This is a genomic window from Wolbachia endosymbiont of Aedes albopictus (genome assembly GCF_024804185.1).
In the GTDB taxonomy this organism is placed as follows: domain Bacteria; phylum Pseudomonadota; class Alphaproteobacteria; order Rickettsiales; family Anaplasmataceae; genus Wolbachia; species Wolbachia pipientis_B.
The window spans coordinates 902,730-921,826 of record NZ_CP101657.1 but is presented as its reverse complement, the minus strand read 5'-3'; the positions used below and the strand labels follow the sequence as shown (position 1 = coordinate 921,826).

General features: G+C 34.9%; 15 protein-coding genes and 5 pseudogenes. 6 read left to right on the top strand and 14 right to left on the bottom strand.

Features of this window, described 5'->3' with window-relative positions; all coding sequences use genetic code 11:
• Positions 1-21: 21 nt before the first annotated feature.
• Positions 22-1,183, bottom strand: a pseudogene (locus NHG98_RS06550) (IS3 family transposase).
• A gap of 135 nt (positions 1,184-1,318) precedes the next feature.
• On the opposite strand from NHG98_RS06550, the pseudogene NHG98_RS04695 reads away from it, so the two are divergent.
• The 4 genes and pseudogenes from NHG98_RS04695 (at position 1,319) to NHG98_RS04680 (ending at position 5,048) form a co-directional block, all read left to right on the top strand.
• Positions 1,319-2,258: pseudogene (locus NHG98_RS04695) on the top strand (Rpn family recombination-promoting nuclease/putative transposase).
• Positions 2,259-2,798: a pyrimidine dimer DNA glycosylase/endonuclease V gene (locus NHG98_RS04690; protein WP_096560615.1), complete on the top strand. Its 540-nt coding sequence runs from the start codon at positions 2,259-2,261 to the stop codon at positions 2,796-2,798. It abuts the pseudogene before it with no gap.
• Positions 2,774-2,962, top strand: a complete 189-nt coding sequence (locus tag NHG98_RS04685; protein WP_096560614.1) for a hypothetical protein — start codon at positions 2,774-2,776, stop codon at positions 2,960-2,962. The genes NHG98_RS04690 and NHG98_RS04685 overlap by 25 nt, the downstream gene beginning before the upstream one ends.
• Before the next feature lie 76 nt (positions 2,963-3,038).
• Complete coding sequence (locus NHG98_RS04680; RefSeq protein WP_096560613.1) at positions 3,039-5,048, top strand: hypothetical protein; 2,010 nt, start codon at positions 3,039-3,041, stop codon at positions 5,046-5,048.
• 232 nt (positions 5,049-5,280) lie between these two features.
• On the opposite strand, the gene NHG98_RS04675 is transcribed toward NHG98_RS04680, so the two are convergent.
• The 7 genes and pseudogenes from NHG98_RS04675 to NHG98_RS04650 form a co-directional block, all read right to left on the bottom strand.
• Entirely contained in the window at positions 5,281-6,768 is a 1,488-nt protein-coding gene (locus NHG98_RS04675; RefSeq protein WP_096641488.1) for a hypothetical protein, read from the bottom strand.
• 302 nt (positions 6,769-7,070) lie between these two features.
• On the bottom strand, positions 7,071-7,778 hold the full coding sequence (locus NHG98_RS04670) for an ankyrin repeat domain-containing protein (protein ID WP_096560611.1): 708 nt from the start codon (positions 7,776-7,778) through the stop codon (positions 7,071-7,073).
• A gap of 138 nt (positions 7,779-7,916) precedes the next feature.
• Positions 7,917-8,132, bottom strand: a pseudogene (locus NHG98_RS06445) (ankyrin repeat domain-containing protein); the annotation flags it as partial.
• A 33-nt stretch (positions 8,133-8,165) separates the two neighbouring features.
• Entirely contained in the window at positions 8,166-8,996 is an 831-nt protein-coding gene (locus tag NHG98_RS04665) for an ankyrin repeat domain-containing protein (protein WP_096560610.1), read from the bottom strand.
• 305 nt (positions 8,997-9,301) lie between these two features.
• On the bottom strand, positions 9,302-10,159 hold the full coding sequence (locus NHG98_RS04660; protein WP_458694703.1) for an EndoU domain-containing protein: 858 nt from the start codon (positions 10,157-10,159) through the stop codon (positions 9,302-9,304).
• Between the two features lie 146 nt (positions 10,160-10,305).
• Positions 10,306-10,650 carry a hypothetical protein gene (locus NHG98_RS04655; RefSeq protein WP_096560608.1) on the bottom strand — a complete coding sequence of 115 codons (345 nt, stop codon included), beginning with the start codon at positions 10,648-10,650 and terminating at the stop codon, positions 10,306-10,308.
• A 147-nt stretch (positions 10,651-10,797) separates the two neighbouring features.
• Positions 10,798-11,022 (bottom strand): annotated as a pseudogene (locus tag NHG98_RS04650) (transposase); the annotation flags it as partial.
• A 135-nt stretch (positions 11,023-11,157) separates the two neighbouring features.
• Here NHG98_RS04650 and NHG98_RS04645 point away from each other — a divergent pair.
• Together NHG98_RS04645 and NHG98_RS04640 are read left to right on the top strand one after the other, a co-directional pair.
• Positions 11,158-11,538 (top strand): annotated as a pseudogene (locus tag NHG98_RS04645) (Rpn family recombination-promoting nuclease/putative transposase); the annotation flags it as partial.
• 62 nt (positions 11,539-11,600) lie between these two features.
• Positions 11,601-11,774, top strand: a complete 174-nt coding sequence (locus NHG98_RS04640; protein WP_259245334.1) for a hypothetical protein — start codon at positions 11,601-11,603, stop codon at positions 11,772-11,774.
• Positions 11,775-11,795: 21 nt separating this feature from the next.
• Here NHG98_RS04640 and NHG98_RS04635 read toward each other — a convergent pair whose 3' ends face one another.
• From NHG98_RS04635 to NHG98_RS04610, 6 genes are all read right to left on the bottom strand, one after another.
• Positions 11,796-11,951 (bottom strand): hypothetical protein, encoded by a 156-nt coding sequence (locus tag NHG98_RS04635; RefSeq protein ID WP_259245333.1) that lies wholly within the window; start codon positions 11,949-11,951, stop codon positions 11,796-11,798.
• A gap of 523 nt (positions 11,952-12,474) precedes the next feature.
• The gene (typA, locus tag NHG98_RS04630; protein WP_096676796.1) at positions 12,475-14,304 is read right to left on the bottom strand and encodes a translational GTPase TypA; all 1,830 of its coding nucleotides are present in this window, start codon (positions 14,302-14,304) and stop codon (positions 12,475-12,477) included.
• A 97-nt stretch (positions 14,305-14,401) separates the two neighbouring features.
• Positions 14,402-14,998, bottom strand: a complete 597-nt coding sequence (gene pyrE / locus NHG98_RS04625) for an orotate phosphoribosyltransferase (protein ID WP_096617365.1) — start codon at positions 14,996-14,998, stop codon at positions 14,402-14,404.
• A complete protein-coding gene (locus tag NHG98_RS04620; protein ID WP_096617367.1) occupies positions 14,995-16,185 on the bottom strand; it encodes a dicarboxylate/amino acid:cation symporter in 1,191 nt (396 codons plus the stop codon). Before NHG98_RS04620 ends, pyrE begins: the two co-directional genes overlap by 4 nt.
• A 169-nt stretch (positions 16,186-16,354) precedes the next feature.
• Positions 16,355-17,680 (bottom strand): dihydroorotase, encoded by a 1,326-nt coding sequence (locus NHG98_RS04615; protein WP_096617369.1) that lies wholly within the window; start codon positions 17,678-17,680, stop codon positions 16,355-16,357.
• A 122-nt stretch (positions 17,681-17,802) separates the two neighbouring features.
• A complete protein-coding gene (locus NHG98_RS04610; RefSeq protein ID WP_096617371.1) occupies positions 17,803-19,044 on the bottom strand; it encodes a hypothetical protein in 1,242 nt (413 codons plus the stop codon).
• Positions 19,045-19,097: the final 53 nt, after the last annotated feature.

Below are 19,097 nucleotides of genomic sequence, written 5' to 3'. Positions count from 1 at the left end.
CAGTTTAAATACTCCTGGATCTTAGGTCAAGCAAACTGACCTTACCCAGAAAAAGTGGAGAGAAAGTTTGAATATTTTTTTTACGAAAAGAATAAAAAGTTCAGGAAAGCAATAGTTAATAGTAGAAAGTCTACGTTGTTTGTTATAAAAAATTTCTATATATTCAAATATAGCAGTTCTAATATACTGTTTAGAGTGCTTAGAAGTCTATTGGTAACTCCCTTTTTAAAGAACTGAAAAAGCTTTCTACAACAGAATTGTCGTAACAACAACCCTTATGACTCATCTATGTTTTTTATGGTTAGGAGATATTGGTAACTTTGTGAAGTATATTGTAAACCTTGGTCACTATGTAACATTAGATTTTTGGCAGGTTTACGCTTGTTAACAGCCATACCAATTGCTTATTTATTGAGCTACTCATTAACTATCATACGTGAATATAGATCCTGCCAAATATAGCCATCCCTCCTTGGTTCTTATATAAGTGATATCAGTTGCCCATACTTTATTTGGCTGATCAACAATAAAATTCTGGTCTAATATGTTGGGTACTACAATTCTATTATCTGTCTGCTGTTTCTTAGTTTTAAATTTTCTTCTTAGCATAGCCCTCATGCCGTTCTTTCGCATGATACTTTGCACTGTTTTCAAGTTACAACTTTTACCTAAAGCTTTTAATTCAGCATGAATTTTAGGAGCTCCATATCTACATTTAGAAGCTTTGTTTGAATATCTGCTTTTATTTGCTAATTCTCTGCTGCTTATTTTTCTTGCAGCCCACTTATAGTAGCCACTAGCAGATACATTCAAAACCCTACATAATTCCTGTACTTTATAACGTTTGCTGTGCTCTTTTATAAAAAAGTATTTTACTCTTTGTGACTGGCAAAATATCCCAGGGCTTTTTTTAAAATGTCTCTTTCCCTTGTTACTCTTGCTAACTCTCTTTGTAAATCAAATCTCTCTTTGTTGTAAGGAGATATGTTGCTTCTACCTGGAAATGCATCTGCTGCCGACTTTTTTTCGTTGTGTTTCTTCATCCATTTTCCTAATAAACTATCCTTTATTCCTAGATCCCTTGCTACTTTTTTGTAATTGTTTGACCTGCCTTTCTTTGTTCATTTGCCAGTTTAACAGCTTCTAATTTGAATTCTGCCGTATATTCTCTTGCCATCTCCAAAATTTTATTTTACCAGAAAAAAACTCCTTTCTCTCCACTTTTTCTGGGTAAGGTCAAATAAGGTTTAGTGATAAAAAGGTTGAACATTCCTTCAGAATTGTGTATAATTATTAATGCTTTTTAGGTACTCTTACTATGGCTCTTTCCAAGTTTCTCGATCCCAAAAATGATGTCGCCTTTCGCCGTATCTTTGGTACTGAAAAGAATAAAGATATTCTCATTCACTTTCTCAATGATATTCTGGGCTTTACTGGCAAAAATGCAATACAGGATATAGAGTTTTTAAGTACTATTCAAGACCCTGATATTGCCTCTAAAAAATAAAGTATTGTTGATGTTCTCTGTAGAGATTCTTCAGGTATTCAGTACGTTTGCGAGATGCAGGTCGCTAAAACCAAAGGCTTCGAAAAACGTGCCTAATACTATGCAGCTAAAGCCTATTCAAGACAAGCTGATAAAGGTGATCAATACTAAGGAAATTATCTTCATTGCTATAGCAGATTGTATCCTGTTTCCGGATAAGTCTGAGTATAAATCAAAGCATACTATTCGCGACGAAGACACTAATGAGCATGATCTAAAAGATTTTTACTTTATATTTATTGAATTGCCAAAATTTTCAAAAACCAAAGAAGATCAGCTTTCAAATATAGTCGAAAAATGGATATACTTCTTTAAGTATGCAGATGAGACTAGTGAAGAAGAGCTGGAAAAAATAATAGGTAGTGATGTAATAATTAAAAAGGCCTATGAAGAGCTAAATAGATTTAACTGGTCAGAAAAAGAATTTATTGCCTATGAACAGGAAATAAAACGTATTCTTGATGAACAGGCTGTTCTCGCTCAAAAACTTGATGATGCTACTGAAAAAGGTAGAGAAGAAGGCATTCAAATCGGTCATGAAAAAGGCAGAGCGGAAGGCAAGGAGGAAGGCATCCAAATTGGTCAAGAAAAAGGCAGAAAAGAGAGGGAAATTGAAGTTGCAAAGAATTTACTTAAAGCAGGAGTTTCTATTGATATCATAGCTCAAACTACTGGTCTTATGTTTGATGAAGTTAAAGACTTAAGCTTTTAGATGAACATCTTTGTACTAGATAAAGACCCAGCAATTGCAGCACAAATGTTATGCGATAAGCACATAGTGAAAATGCCATTAGAAACTGCTCAATTGCTTAGTAGTGTTTTTTCAATCGCATTAGAAGCGCCAAATCCTTTTGTCAGTATCACAAACCAAAATATAGAAGTTCCATATAAACTTACTCACAAAAACCATCCTTGCTCTTTATGGGCTAGACAGTCGAAAGGGAATTTTTATTGGTTGATAGGATATGGAAAAGAATTGTGTAAAGAGTATACGTGGCGATACAAAAGAAAACATAAGTCAAAGAAAGTAATAGATTGGTGTAATAATAACAAGGATTTACTCATTTTTCAATCAGCTGATATACAAACTTTTACACAAGCACTGCCTGATCGATATAAATGCAGTAGTCCTATACAAGCCTATAGAGAGTATTACCTAAAGGAAAAGATAAGGTTTGCTAAGTGGGAAAAGGGCAGAGAAGCACCGGATTGGATAATAGGGAATCATTGCACTACGGTTATCAGCCAATAACCACAGAAGTCATCCTCATCGGACATGAAAAAAGCAGCGAAGAGGGCGAAAAACAGGCTAAAATAGCTGTGGCAAAGGAAATGCTTGCTGATAAAATGAGTATTAATACTATTGCTAGATTAACAGGATTGCCCATCAGCGAAGTTGAAAAATTGAAAAAGTAATTCAAGTATCTTAATAAATAATTAGTCTGCTAATGTTATCCTTTATCCTTAATTTATAAGGATTAGAGGCAAAGGTATGGCTAAAGGAAATAGTGCTCTATTAATATTTGACTTCGATAACACTATTACTAATGGGCACATGCATGGTACTTTTTCTGGTAGACATTTCGGAGTTAAAAAAAGTGATTATAATTCTGCTGCGGAAGGTGCAGTGACTGATGCCGATATAAGAAAATTTATAGAGAATGAAGGTGGAATAAAAAATAAAGAGAAGCTAAAATCTGTATTACAATCTGCACTTTCAAAGGGAATAGAAGTGAGTATTGCATCATTCACAGGATATCCAAATGCTGTGAAAAGGGTTGTAGAGAATCATTTGGGTTTATCTAAAGAACAAGCAGACAGTGTTTCTATATTTGGCCACTTTCCAAAACATTATGATTTCCAGCTACCAGAGAGAGGGCAGCGAGACCAATTCGGAAAAAATTTGCATATCTGTAAAGCAATTGTAAAGTACAAAGATAAAAATGGTAGGTTGCCAAAAACTGTCATGCTGGTTGATGATGATAAAACAAATATTGAAAAGATTAATGAGTTTGTTGAATCAGTGAGCAAAAGAGAGGGATGGCTTAAAGAAAATGGGCTGAGTATTGAAGATATAAACAATATTAAATTTAAAGGTGTTCAAGTACCTCAACAAGACAAAGATGCTCATTATCTAGAAAGAGTACAGAAGTTTGTCAATGCTAACTTAGTACAAGAACCAATTTATGAAAATTTGAAGAAAGAAGAACCTATATACCAAAATCTTCAAGATATTCAGAAACAATTATCTGAAGAAAAGCCACCACAATTACCTCCTAAACCTGGGTTTAATACAAAAACCGCACCTCCATTGCCTCCTAAACCTGAGAATTCAAAAGCTAAACCAGCATTACCTCCTAAAAAAAGGAAGCTAAACAAAGTACATACTGCTAATGGTGTAGCTGCCAATAGTAAAAATGAAGAACAAATATATACTCAAAACATCTCCGTACCCGTAGTAAAGGAAACCGAAGTACATTTTCCTTACTGTAGCGAACTAGATCTAGAAACTCCTATGCAAAGACTGCGTGACTCTTTTCAAAAAGATGATTTGCCTGAAAAGGCAATACATGCCATTTACAGTTTATTTAAAGAGAAAGTAATTAAGGCAATAAGAGAACGAGGCGATAGGGTAATTGAAAAAAGTGAAGTTCTTTATATTGAATCACGTCATCGTCACAACAATGATAACAAAATAACCGATGACTCTTTCACTCAAATTATGGCCCAAATTCAGGAAAAAAAGAAAGAAATCAAAGATCTTGCTAGTAATTATCAAGGAGAAGATATCCAGCTAAGGAAAGAAATATCAGAGTTATTAAATGTTAATCTGCAAAAGACGAATATAAACCCAAATTACGTAACCATAAACCAGTCTGAAGTGCAACAAGCAGCTGCATCTCCTAGAAGGTATATAAAAATTACACAAGATAAAAATACAGGAAATAATACTTCTGAAAGAGATAAAAGAGAAAAAGGTAAAAAAACTGATTTAGGAAGCACAATATTAAATTATATACCATATAGAAACAATAATAGAACTGAAAACTCTACTGCCACAAAGGAAAATAGAACAGAAAGTGCAAAACCAAGTCTCACAAAGGAATTCTTGTTTAGAGTTGGTACTATTGCAATTGGTTTCCTTTTTGGAGGGCCAATTGGTGTTGCAATTGCTTTAGGTATTGTAGCTGTTGATATCATATCAAATGGTAAACTTATTCAAGGGGCAGAAAAAGTACTGGGTGCAGGCTATGATGCATTAAGTGCTGTGGGGAAAAAAATGTTAAATGTAGGGAAGGCAACATTCTCAAAGATTAAGGAAGCTCAAGGGCTGTCAAAAAGAGATATAGAAGTAAGTGACCCTAACCATTCTCCCAAATCTCATGTAACTTCGGAAGGTGAACCAAAAGCTAAAAGTCAAGTCAAAGCTGAGTTAAAAAGAAGAGCAAGTGCAGCAAGTCAAGAGCAAAGTGCTAAGCAGCAGATAAGCCAGTATAGATAGGTAAATCCATGTTAGAGAAAGCTAACCACACTGACAGAAAAGGTCTATTTTGCTATAAATTTACCATGAGTTTTTCCAATTACTCTCAAATGAATTAGTGTTAATTTAATATAAAATATTACTAAAAACTTAAATTATATAACCATCTCCAACAACCAAAACCAGCAAGCTTTTATTCTGACATCGGCTGTGAATATGCACAAAGATTCAAAACTTTCAATGATCTTACCTCTTATGAATTCAGGAGCTTTGACTTGAACGGACACGGAACAGATAGCTCAGAAAGGATTATATCGTTCAGAAAGGATGAAACTTCTTGTTCAAATATATCATCGCATTCTAATCTATCATAGTATTCTACGTTTAATCTATTACTGTACTCTCCTTTTTCAATTTTATTTAGAATCTTTTTATTATCAAAAAAAGCAATATTATTGAATTTATCTTTAACTTCCTTATTAGCTATATCAAAGCTACTGGTTAAAGCAATAGATGCTTGATGAGTTGTTAACCCTTCAAGAAATCCAACATTAGGGCCAAAAAAATTAAACTCGTCTTCTGCAGTTTTACAAATCATCACAGAATGTCCAGGTTTATATTCCATATTTTCTTTTGATTCTTCTCCCACATACCTACATGAAACTAATTTCAATCTCCCTCTTACTGATTTTCTTGAAGATTTTCTTTTTAAATGAAGCATCCATATTTTTCTCTCGTCTCCAACGTTCATATTATTCAGAACTTTTTTTAACCTCTCTTGATTTATGCTACACTGTCCAGTACTGGTGTCTCTTTTAAGAATATTTTTATGATCTTTGATTGATAAAGTGCTAAAAGGAAGACGTTTATATAGATCACAACCTTGTAGTTGTATAGTATTTGAATGATTAAGTAATGTGATAGGACTGCCTGTTGATGGTGTTGACTCTAGTTTATTTAATAATCCTATAGATTTCTCACTTAGTTTTCCTTTCTCTTTTTCGTACTGCTCTGAATTAGGGTTAAAATTAGGGAACACACGAAGAAAGTTTTTTTGACTTGAAACAGCGTTTGTCAAAGTAGCAATATTACACAAGTAATCACATACTCCTTTATCAATCGAAGAACCAATTTTATTAGCTAGCCCTTTATAAATTTCTTCATATCTTTCTTTATCGGTTATATAGCTGCCTTTTATTAAATCACCCTGGCTAAAGTGAACTGCTTCTCTTATTTCGCTAAAATCATAATTCATATCTTTTAAACTTAGTCCATAACGTTGTTGAAAGTCTTCTTCGATTGAACGAATATAGCTCATCATTTCTTGTACATAATCTATGATTTTGGCCGTCTCAACTGTGCTTTGAGGGTAAAACTTTGGGATATGCTTTTCTTGAACAAACTTTCTTAACGCGACATCACTTTTGTCATCTAAGCTGAAAAATTCCTTAGCTATATAACTAGTTTGTTCATTATCTCTAATACGGGTCACTGTACTCAAATCATAACCAACATCTTTTAAATTTCGTCCATAACATTGTTGAAAGTCTTCTTCGATTGAATGAATATAGCTTATCATTTTTTGTACATAATCTATGATTTTGGCCGTCTCAACTGTGTTTTGAGGGTAAAACTTTGGGATGTACTTTTCTTGAACAAACTTTCTTAACGCGACATCACTTTTGTCATCTAAGCTGAAAAATTCCTTAGCTACATAATTTTTCATTTCATCATTACTCATACTACCAATCTCACTCAAATGCTACATAATCAACAGTAACATCAACATATTAAAATACACTAAAGTGACTTTCTTGGAAAAAGTAGAGAGAAATCTCGAGAAACTCAATTTTAAAGCTAACCATGTACCGAATAGGTATATTTTTATTATGAATCTTCCATTATTTTTCTTCTATTGCCAAACAGATTATTATTGATTTCTTAGTTAATTATATTGAAATATCAAATAATATAACTACCTTCGGCAACGCAAAACCACCGGCCGCGAGAACAGTTTGTCTTGGAATCAGTTGGTCTCTTGTGCTACTCTAAATCTGTGTTCATTGTATCATAGTCCAATAAATCCGATGTAGATAAAGAAACATCAGATTGTGAGTTAGATTCATCAGCTTCTTCTCCGTTAGACCCAAACAACCATGAAAAAAACCCACCGAAAAATGATATAATTAATGAAAAAGGCTTTGTAATTATACTAAATAAATTACCAAAAAAGGAGCTCGGCTGTTCTTCCTCCTCTGAATTTCCTTCATTACTATCTGGGTGTAATTGAACATTATCTCCTTGCCCTTCCTTCTGTTGCGTACCAGCATCTTTCTGTAGACCTTTTGCATTACCTGAAGAGCTCGGCTGTTCTTCTGTTTGTGTAGGCTCTTTGGAAGCAGGCTCCACACTTGTTCCTTCTCCCGCACCCCCTTTTTTATTATCATCTGGCTGTTGCGCACCAGCATCTTTCTGTGGATCTCCTTCATTACCTGTCGATGACTCACCACCATCATCAGTTCTTTCTACGGCTTCTTTTAGTAGAGTTTTTATTTCTTCTGTTCTAGCCAAATCTAAAGGAGTATTTCCATCTCTATCTTTTGCATTAATATCAATTCCTTCTACTTTTATTAAAGCACTTACTATCTCTGTATGACCATTTTGAACAGCTAAATGTAAAGGAGTATCTTTTCTATCATTTTGTGCATTAACATTTGCCCCTTTTTCTAATAGATCTTTTACTTCTCTCAACTTGCCAAGCCTAGCAGCCAGATGTAGAGAACTCTTGCAATATTCAGCTTCTTTTTTTTGTAATAGAGCTAATACACCGCGTTCTCGAGAATAATCGCCATTATCAATATGTGCTCCATTATCTAATAGAATTTCGACTATACTAAAATGTTTATTTTCAGCAGCCCAGTATAAAGGAGTAAAAAAATCTTCAACTACATTAACATCTGCTCCTTCACTTACTAGATGTTTTACTTCACTAATGTTGCCACTTTTAACAGCCTCAAGTAAAGCAGCATTTCTTAATAGAGCTTTTATTTCTTCGTTAGTAGTTAAATTGAAAGGAGTATCTCCATGGTGATCTTTTACGCTAATATCTGCTCTATTACTTAACAGAACTTTTACTAACTATGCGTGATTTTCTTTAGCAGCCAAGTGTAAAGGAGCCTTTCCATTTTTATCTTGTGCATTAACGTTAACTTTTGCCTCTAATAGAATTTGTGTTACCTCTATACTGCCTACGTCGGCAGCCCAATGTAAAGGAATCCTTCCATATTCATCTTCAGCATTAATATCTGCTCCTGCTTTTATTAAAGCATTTGCTACACCCTTATTACGTTCTATGGCAGCCCAATGTAAAGATGTTCTTCCATCTTGATCTTTTATGTTAATATCTGCTCCTGCCTTTATTAAAGCATTTGCTACACCCTTATTACGTTCTATGGCAGCCCAATGTAAAGGTGTTCTTCCATCTTGATCTTTTATGTTAATATCTCCTCCTGCCTTTATTAAAGCATTTGCTATATCTTCATTGTGTTTTTTGGCAGCATAATGTAAAGGAGTCATTCCATCTTGATCTATTACATTGACGTTTACTCCTTGATTTATTAAATCGTCTACTTCCTTAACCTTAACATCTTTAATAGCTAAACACAAATCTTCTATTTCATTTTGTGTTTTTGTCAGAGCAATCATCAATGTAGTGTGACTTCCTTTGTGATCTCTATAATGAGCAAGATCTAAAGGAGTCTTTCCTGAACTATCTTTTGCATAAACATTAATTCCTCTTGCTTTTAGTAGCGCATCTACTGCTTTTTCATTATTCTTTTCAACAGCTAAATGTAAAGGAGTCTGTCCATCTTTATTTTTCTCGTTAACATTGACTCCATCATTTATCAGGCGCCTTACTTCATCAATTTTACCATTTTCAATAGATATAAATAAATCAGTATTGCTCATTCCATACTTCCTTGTAAAATCTATTGTTACAGTAAAATTACTAACGTTTTATGAATGATTTTATCAAGAAAAAGTATTGGAAAAATTAAGAATGTTTTTTGCAAAAAGGACAAAGAGCTTTATTCTATTAAAAATATACAATTATCATAAATTCCCCTGTTATTTCCAAATGGATTGCTATTAATTTAGAAAAATATATTATTAAAAATCGAAATAATCTAACCATTTCCAGCGCTCAAAACCAAGGACGGTGAGAGCTTTTTGTTTTGGAATGGGTTGGTCCGCGCTATTACCATCAATTTTTCTCAAGAGTTACTGCAGCTACAATAAGTACGTTTATCATCACAGTGTGGCGTTAAATCCGGATAGAATGTAATTATAGCGTTACGTTCTCTTACAAATACTGATTGATATCTGCCACCTTCCATCTCATATAAGCACCCTCCGTCTTTTCGTAATTCTTTAAACGCTTTGGTTGCATAAACTAAAATATCATCAGCATGAAGGTTATATGCATATCCCTTCTCACAATTAACTTTTATATTTCCACCTCTACCTAAATATTTTACCCCCAATGTATAAACTGGCGGCTCAATATCCGTTTTATTGCATGGGGCATCATACCAAATTGCTCCTGCCCACTTATTCCCCTGAGCTTCAAGATACCTTCCAACAAAATGCATACCTCCTAACTTGGATTTGTCTGGCTCATCACAAAAAACATGTCTAAACCCTACAGTCTCTCCGTTTTCTCCTCTTCTAGCAAATTTACTTCCTTTGCCAGCAAACCAAATTTGAGTTAGCTCGTCTTTAAATAGCCCTAGGTCCGCATTCGGTGTAATCACTTGATGATCAAGCTTATCATATATTCCTTTCACTACTCCTTGATATTCTGGAGAGTCAAGTAAAGATCTGAAATCCTTTTCGCTTGGATATGATCCCCAATCTCCGCAAATTTTCAATACATCTCTATCAAACTCAGTCAATTTCGGAGGATCAGGAATATACTTTGGTTGTGAAGGATTCGTTCTGAAAAATGGTTCAAAATCGTCCTCAACGCTCTTTTGTATATGGCTATCAGTAAAGTAATGACCATTAACATAAGAAGTCAACCCTATTATCGGTATCATCAAGCATAAGACTATTTTAGATTTTCTTGATATCATGCAATACGACTCCACAAAAAAAAACAGAATACTAGCAATAACTTAACAAAGCTTAAACCAAGTGTCAAATAGTACCTCCTATCATTCAGTCAGCTAAAGCCCCTTACCAGCAGAAACATATATAAAATCTACCAGTACTGTTCTTAAGAAAATATGCTCATAATTATACTAGCTAATTGCGAAAAAGACTTTAAGTGGAAGTATATAAGTAAGATATTAACTACTAATAAAGATATACAAATATATAAAAGTTGTTCCTGTTTCTTTTGCCAGTTAGCAAAAAGCTTATCCAGTAAATCGCTGTTCTTGTTTTTTAGCTCCACCAGCCCATCAATTGCGGCATTACTGCTTTTGTTATCATTTTTCAGAGAATTAATTAGAACATCTATCATAAAAGAAAAATTACTTTTATACTCATCAAGTTCCATACTTAATCTGCTTCCAAAAATGAACTCTATCACCTTAGTAAAAATGCTCTTGAAACCCATACTATAGTATACAAAATATTTTTGTATACAGAATAAATTTAAAGTTGACAAATACTTAAATGAATATCACTGTGGCAAAAAAGGGCTCATGAATAATTGAATGTGTATAATAACGTGAGTATAATCAGTTCTGTCGCATTTATAAATCCTGGCAGTAGCAATAATAGCCTTAGCAGAACCGCGCTTCTTTTTCACATGCTCGTAAAAACTTCTCAGGTAAAGACTATACCGTATAGCAACCCAGGTACACTGCATTAAAGAAGTACGTGCCATTTTTGGTCCATGTTTGGTAATTTTTCCAATAGTACATTGCTGATTGGATTGGGAAACTGATGGCACAACTCCAAAATAAGCAGTGAGCTTTTCAGGATTGCCACAATACTTGTATCTCTGCAGGACTACCATGCTTGAAGTTTTGTGTAAGGAAAAAGGTAGAAACATTAAAAATATGGTTGAATAATTGATAGTAATGGTGTATAATTATTAATACTTTTAAGCATTTTGACCATGGCTCTTTCGAAGTTTCTCGATCCAAAATTGGCCCTGACCTTTAAAAAAATCTTCGGTACTGAAAAAAATAAGAATATTCTTATCCATTTTCTCAATGATATCTTGGCCTTCACTGGTGTTAACACAATACAAGAAGTTCAGTTTCTCAGCACCATCATGAATCCTGAAATTGCCTCTGATAAACAAAGTATAGTCGATGTTCTCTGCAAAGATTCCCATGGAAATAAATATATCGCGGAAATGCAGCTCGCTAAGGACAAGAACTTTGAAAAGCGTGCTCAACTATATGCTGCCAAAGCTTACTCAAGACAATCAGGCAATTACATTGATTTTAAGAAAGTATTCTTTATCGCTATTTCTAATAGTACGCTATTTCCCTCCCTCTCTCTATTCTCCTTCTAATCCATAGTTAGCGTTCATAGCTGTACGAACATTCATTTTTGAAGACAGCAAATGGTCAGTGCTTGACACTGGAATCCAGGGAAAAGAATGATGTCATTCCAGTGCTCCTTTCTCGTCATCCCAGTAGCCTTCTTTTCCTGTCATCCCAGTGCCTTGACTACTTGGATCCAGAAAACTTAACTTTAAATAAGTGGCTGCATAATAAAGACTAGATTCCAGACTGGAATGACACCCTACTTAACCGTCATACCACGATTCATTCGCGGTATCTCATCCGCTAACAAGAGATCCCGCTGCGGGATGACGAATTGCTTAACCGTCATACCACCGCAGACCGTCATACCGCCACGAACCGTCATTCCGCCACAGACCGTCATACCGCGATTCATTCGCGGTATCTCTTAACATAGATCCCGCTAACACGTAGCGGGATGACGGTTGTCGGTGAACCTAAGTTACTTTAGCTGTAAACATTAAGAAATTTACCAAGCGAAAAAAAGGCAAAAGAAGCCCCGTGGTGCGAGTTTTGACCCTATATTACTGTAAGTGGCGCTGTAATAATGTGCTAACGCTTAAAATAAGCGCGATTTGGCTGAATGTAGAAAAAATAAAAAAGACATGCAGCCGCTATAATTTTATGTAATCCGCCAATAAATACTCTGAGTTTTTTACTGAATTTTGTCATTGAGCCTGCAGGTCAAAAACAAGTTTTGAGTCATAAATACCCTTACTATCATAATAAGGGGGCTGGTGAAGTTTGTCAAGCAAGTTTTTTCGTTTCTGCGGGCTACTTGAATAACGGCTACAATGTTCGTACAATTGTGCGTCATGCGCTGACCCATTTGTTGTGCTTAACAAAAACAAATGTTCGTACAGTACACTGCTACGAACATTACCTATAAAGAGAAACCTCTACTCCTTATTCTTTGCTCTTCCTGCACGCTTACGTTCATTTGGATCAAGGAATTTCTTGCGTAAACGTATAGATTTTGGAGTTACTTCCACCAATTCATCATCATCTATATACGCTATCATATCCTCCAGTGTCATTATCTTTGGAGGAGTGAGTTTTATGGCTTCATCACTACCTGAAGCTCTTACGTTTGTTAATTGCTTACCTTTTAACACGTTTATCTCCAAATCATTGTCACGGCTATGCTGGCCGACAACCATGCCACAATATACCTTATCCTGTGGCTTGATAAACATAATTCCCCTGTCTTGCAAATTGAAAATTGCATACGCCACAGCCTCACCCTTATCTGTAGAAATTAAAACTCCATTGCGCCTTCCAGAAATTGAACCTTTATGTGGAGCATAACTATGAAATAAACGGTTAATTATGCCTGTGCCCCGAGAATCAGTTAAAAACTCTCCTTGATAACCAATTAATCCTCTTGATGGCACTAAAAACGTTAATCTTGTCCTGCCATTACCAGAAGGTCTCATGTCAGTCACTTCACCTTTTCGGAAGCTGAGTTTTTCCATGATGATTCCACTATATTCATCATCTACATCAATTACTACTTCCTCTATAGGTTCAAGTTTTTTGCCATCTTCTTCCTTAAATAGCACGCGAGGACGTGAAACCGAAAGCTCAAAACCTTCTCTCCTCATATTTTCAATTAACACTCCAAGCTGCAACTCACCACGTCCACCCACTTCAAATGCTTCGCCACTTGGTGCCAAAGTTACAGTAATTGCAACGTTTGTTTCTGCTTCTGCATATAAACGATCTTTTATAACAGTTGAGGTAAGTTTTGTTCCCTCTTGCCCAGCAAAAGGTGAGTCATTAACGCTTATAGTAATTGCCATTGTTGGCGGATCAACTGGAGTTGAGCTCACTGCAGTTGTAACCTCTGGTGCTGCTATAGTGTCAGAAACTGAAGCTTTCTCAAGTCCTGCAATTGCAATTATGTCTCCCGCCACAGCTTGTTCTACTGGGATACGTTTCAAGCCAGAAAATGAGAGCAACTTAGTTAATCTCCCTCGTTCAATTACTTTACCGTCCAGATCAAGTACCTTAAGATCTGAATTGACTTTTGCAACGCCCTGATAAACCTTTCCTGTCAATATTCTGCCAAGAAACTTATCAGACTCAAGTAGAGTGACCAACATAGCAAAAGGGGCATTTTGATCATAAACAGAAGGTTTTATATAATCTATAACCGTTGAAAATAATGGGCTTAAATCTTTCCTTTCATCAGAAAGCTCCTTAGCACACCAGCCATTTCTACCTGAAGCATACAACACTGGAAAATCTAGCTGCTCGTTGGTTGCATCAAGGTTAAAAAATAACTCATATATTTCATTTAATACTTCATCAATTCTGCTGTCTGGTCGGTCGACCTTATTGATTATCACAATTGGCTTCAAATTTGCTTTTAGTGCTTTTGACAACACAAATTTAGTTTGTGGCATTGGCCCTTCTGCAGCGTCAACCAGCAGCAACACACCATCTGCCATGCACAATACCCTTTCTACTTCTCCGCCAAAGTCCGCGTGCCCTGGCGTATCAATAATATTGATCTTTTCATCGCCCCACATTATTGATGTGCATTTTGCAAGTATTGTAATTCCGCGTTCACGCTCTTGGTCACCACTATCCATCACTCGTTCTTGAACTTCTTGATTCTCACGAAACGTGCCACTTTGTTTTAACATGTTATCGAGTAAAGTAGTTTTCCCGTGGTCAACGTGTGCGATTATTGCTATATTTCGGATCGATTTAAATTCGTTCATTTTCTATCATTTCAAAATTAATTTAGTAATAAGTATACATAAAATACACTTGGAGTAAATAACTAAAGCTGTGCTGTGTTTCCAAGATATTATAGGATTACTTTGTTAAATATTCTCTACTCCCAGGTTTTGTTATGGGTAGTTGTTTTAATTCACTTGGAAGTTCTTCCTCGCTGTAGTTTTTGATGTTCAGTTCAATCAAAGGTATGACAGGAAAAGGCAGTTTCGTTTCACTATTCCTCTTTATTAGAGAAGCTTCAGCAATAACTTTACCTCCCTCCCCTTCTACACATTTCACTGCTTCAAGTGAAGATTTACCTGTGGTTATCACATCCTCGATAAGTAATATTTTCTCACCCTTTTTGATCTTAAATCCACGGCGTAATTCAAACTTGCCATTAACGCGCTCACAAAACATTGTCTTTATTCCAAGCTGCCTGCCAATCTCATAACCCACAATTATTCCACCAATTGCAGGAGATAGTATTAAATCTATGGAGCTATTTAATTCTTTTTTTATTTTATCTGCTAATAATGCACAAACTTTCATGGCTCTGCTTGGATTTTCAAAAATCTTCGCACACTGTATGTATGTGTCACTATGCAGTCCGGATGATAAAACAAAATGCCCATGCAAAATTGCCTCTGCTTCTTTAAATTCTTTTATTATTAGGTTATTTTCGTCTAATATCATTTTTTAAGTTCACTATTACATTCTTTATTAATTATCTGAGTGATACAAATATCAGACCACACGTTTATTGCAGTTTCAAACATATCGATGATTGTATAAATAGGCAAAATCAGTCCCATAATATGCAGAGGAACATTCATCGATATGAGATAACTAGTTGCCATAAAATAGCACCCCATCGGCACTCCAGCGTTACCAATTGCTGCACTAGTTGCTAAAAAAATCCATATCAACATTTCGCTTAAGGAAAATACGTATCCGTTCATTTCTGCAACAAACATCACAGTGATTAGTATAAATGCAGCACATGCATTCATATTAATTGTTGTGCATATTGGTAAAATAAAAGACGATAATTTCTTTGGCACCTTTAGCTTGTTCTGCACACAGTCTATGGTTGTAGGCAGCGTTGCACTGGATGATTTAGAAAAAAACGCAAGTGTAAGTGCCGGCATAACCCCTTTCAGCGTTTGAATTGGTGATATGCCTTTATACCACATAAGTAGAGGTAAAATCAGAAATGCCTGCACAAAATTTGCAGACATTATGCAAGTAAAGTACCAAAAAAGACTATAGAACTTGCTACCACCTTTTAATTCGTGCAAAAAACATGTAATAAAAGACCACACAGCAAGTGGAACAAGCTTTAGTAACCCCTGAGCAATTTTAAGTAACGTATCGAAAAGTGCAGAGAATATTTGATGTAATATGTCCTGCTTTTCTTTTGAAAGTGAAACAATAGCTCCACCCATCAAAAAAGCAATCAATATGCTACCAATAACGTTATTTTCAAGAAAAACTTGCACAAAATTCGAAGGAATGAGTGATTTTAAGTATGAAAAGTAACTGTAATTGTTATTATCCAAACTTCCTATCGTGTTACATATGAAATTTTTTTTCACTGGGTCTATTAGCAGGTAAAACAATAATGCAACAAACGCAGCTATAATAGTTGTAAGCAGCGTATAAAATAGTGTTTTCTTAACTAAGGTTTTAATTTCGATTGAGTCTTTGAGCCCGGAAATTGTGGAAACTATTGATAAAAAAACTAAAGGTAAGCTTATTAATTTCAACAAACTAACAAATATGTCACTAAACAGCTTTGCTATTTCAAATATAATCTCACTGTTTAAATAGTAAGCAATTATTGCAAACAGCATAGAAAAGAGTATTGCAAACTTGCGCATTGAAAATAAAACTTCAAAGTAACATTATACAACAATTTTGCTATTTGGGAATCAGGTTGATATACAAAGTCTTGCAAGTTAGACAAATTGACTGAGACTTCTTAATTTAAATTTAGGTGCACTTAGCCCATTCTGGTGATAATAAATTGGAATAGATAAGGTATGATAACTAACTTTTCTGTGAGTATATAGTTTTGCCAGACACAACAGTACGTACCACGTGCCCTTTTACTTTGCGCCCATCGAAAGGGGAATTCTTTGATTTACTAGCAAAGTTGTCAGTTTTAATTTCCCATTCATGATTGAGGTCAACTAAAATTAAATCTGCAGCAAGGTTTTTTTGTATACGACCACGTGGTATGTCTATTATATCTGCAGGCTTATATGTCAATTTTGCAAGCACATCAAGTAGACCGATTTGCCCACTGTGGTAAAGTTCAAGTGAAAGGGGCAGCATTGTTTCAAGGCCAACAATACCAAATGCAGCATTTTCAAGTGGAAGATCTTTAGAATTACGATCATGCGGAGCGTGATCGGTTGCAATGCAATCAATCACACCTGTCTTTAAACCTTCAATCATAGCTAAACGATCTTCTTCAGTGCGAAGCGGCGGGTTCATTTTTGCAATTGCTCCATGTTGTTTTACTATATTTTCAGTCAAAGTGAAGTGATGAGGGGTTACTTCACATGTAACATTTAATCCCAAATCTTTCGCACGTTTAATAGCATCAAGTGAATCTTTTGAAGAGACATGTAAAATATGGTAGTGCACATTTTCCATATCTTTCATGAGCAGTATATCGCGACTTACTATAACCGATTCTGACGCACTCAAGATTCCCTTTACTCCCAATTCTTCAGAAATTTTACCTTCATTGATTGCACCACCTGCTGATAAATTTAAATCTTCTGCATGTTGAGCAATAGGAACACCCAGCATACTTGAATAAAGCAGCGCCTGTCTCATAATCATTGGGTTCATAACTGGCATGCCATCATCAGTGAACCCAACCGCACCTGCTTCCTTTAAAAGTGCCATTTCAGTCAATTTTTCTTCCGAAGTGGTGATTTTAGCGTAAAATTCAACGTTTACATGTGAAGTTTCAAGTGCTCTATATTTCAAATATTTAGCCAAAACAACGCTATCAATTGCTGGAATAGTGTTCGGCTGACAAACTACAGTTGTAACGCCTCCCGCAGCTGCAGATTTGCTGCCTGTATATATAGTTTCTTTATGTTCTTGGCCTGGTTCACGAAAATGTACGTGAATGTCAATAAGGCCTGGCATTAGAACAAGCCCTTTACAGTCTATTGTTTCATCGACCCCACTTGTTGAAAATAATGATTCACCAAAGTCAATAATTTTATCCCCTTCAGTCAATAATGAACCTTTTATATCAAGTTTAGTTTCCGTGTCGATAATACGAGCATTAGTATACGCAATTTTATAGCCCTCCCTTTGCCCTGTTTGCAATAAATTCCAAGTTTGAGTCATTATATTTGAGTATCGATTATAAAATAAATCTAAAGTTTTTTTAACAAAACACAACCAAATAAAAACGCAGACTAAAGTTGCGAGAGCTGTCTTGAATTAAAATTGTCCCAAAAATTTGGCTCTTATAACCGAGTTACTTCAGTTTTAACGTTAATGTGTGAAACTCTTAGCTCTGTTGGAGGATTTTCTAGCTGAACATCTAACTTATTCTGTATGTTAAATAAACAAATCAAAGCTGAATCAAAATTTTCATCACACTGCTTCGCTTCATGCATACCATCGATTATTTCCTCTAATTCTTCCACATCATCCATTTCTTGCGGCGCACTTTTTAATATCGCTTTTATTTGGTTTAAATTTTGACGAATTTTCTCCTGATATCCAGCAATTCTCTCTTGATATATATCAATCATTTTTTGACATGCGTTGCCTCTAAATGGATGTTCTTTTTTCTCTTTTATGTAAGAACTTTGAAAGTCTTTACAGTTAAGGATTGCTTCTCTATGTTTTTTTATGTCATTAATTGCGCTGACTATCGACTTATCTATTTTCTTCAAATTTTCTTCCCGTTCTTCTCTTTTAACTATACTTTTGGATTCATTTTTCATTTGGTTCATTTTGTCATACAGGTTTCTGCATTCTTTGTAAGATACCATTGGTTGTAATATTCCTTCTTCTACACCTTTATTGTAAAAATTTTTCAACTCATTACTTGATAGTATTGTTATAGCATCTTCCCTTTTACCTTGTGATTTAGGATACTTTTTATTCAATGAACTAACATGATTTAACAAGAAATCTTTAACTAGCCCTTCTCTTTTTACTTCGGATAATTTTTCTAGTGTTTCTATATATTTCAGAACTTCCGCAAAGAGCTGTCCACCAGATGGAGCAAATCCTTGAAGTGGTTTACTCTGAGCTTTATAAAAATCGGTTTGTAAAAAATCTTCAGCTTGTTTTTTTATTACTGAAAGTTCATTGAAGGCTTTTTCTGGATTGATTTTTCTCAAAATGCTAATAGTTTTTCTAATCGCTTTTTCTCTCTTTTTATTATCTTGCTTTTCATTTAATATCAGATGTTCAGTTTTGGTAAAAGCATCACCTTGATCACTCTTTGCAATGTTACAAACGATGTTTTTTACAACTTTTTCAGTTGCTGCATAATCTATTTCTTTTGCAAAGCAGTCAACAAATGATTGCCAAACTTTTTTATTAACAAGCTTACTTGTCTTATTTTCAAAATCTTCTCTACTTTTGAATCCTAAAATAGTATAGAGATTTTTTTCAACTATTGGTTCGGCATGTTGTTTTGCCACTTTACCTTTTATATTGAATGGAAATTTACTAATCTTAGTTGTACCCATAATGTTACCTCAATATTAACGCCATCTATAAAAGTATAAAGATTTAATATTTA

What these genes read in the sequence shown, in the direction of transcription:
- NHG98_RS04620 (WP_096617367.1), bottom strand. Translation starts at nt 16,185, where the DNA reads ATGCGCAAGTTTGCAATACTCTTTTCTATGCTGTTTGCAATAATTGCT.
- NHG98_RS04610 (WP_096617371.1), bottom strand. Translation starts at nt 19,044, where the DNA reads ATGGGTACAACTAAGATTAGTAAATTTCCATTCAATATAAAAGGTAAA.
- NHG98_RS04690 (WP_096560615.1), top strand. Translation starts at nt 2,259, where the DNA reads ATGAACATCTTTGTACTAGATAAAGACCCAGCAATTGCAGCACAAATG.
- NHG98_RS04675 (WP_096641488.1), bottom strand. Translation starts at nt 6,768, where the DNA reads ATGAGTAATGATGAAATGAAAAATTATGTAGCTAAGGAATTTTTCAGC.
- typA (WP_096676796.1), bottom strand. Translation starts at nt 14,304, where the DNA reads ATGAACGAATTTAAATCGATCCGAAATATAGCAATAATCGCACACGTT.
- NHG98_RS04615 (WP_096617369.1), bottom strand. Translation starts at nt 17,680, where the DNA reads ATGACTCAAACTTGGAATTTATTGCAAACAGGGCAAAGGGAGGGCTAT.
- NHG98_RS04665 (WP_096560610.1), bottom strand. Translation starts at nt 8,996, where the DNA reads ATGAGCAATACTGATTTATTTATATCTATTGAAAATGGTAAAATTGAT.
- NHG98_RS04635 (WP_259245333.1), bottom strand. Translation starts at nt 11,951, where the DNA reads ATGAATCGCGGTATGACGGTCTGTGGCGGAATGACGGTTCGTGGCGGT.
- NHG98_RS04680 (WP_096560613.1), top strand. Translation starts at nt 3,039, where the DNA reads ATGGCTAAAGGAAATAGTGCTCTATTAATATTTGACTTCGATAACACT.
- pyrE (WP_096617365.1), bottom strand. Translation starts at nt 14,998, where the DNA reads ATGATATTAGACGAAAATAACCTAATAATAAAAGAATTTAAAGAAGCA.
- NHG98_RS04655 (WP_096560608.1), bottom strand. Translation starts at nt 10,650, where the DNA reads ATGGGTTTCAAGAGCATTTTTACTAAGGTGATAGAGTTCATTTTTGGA.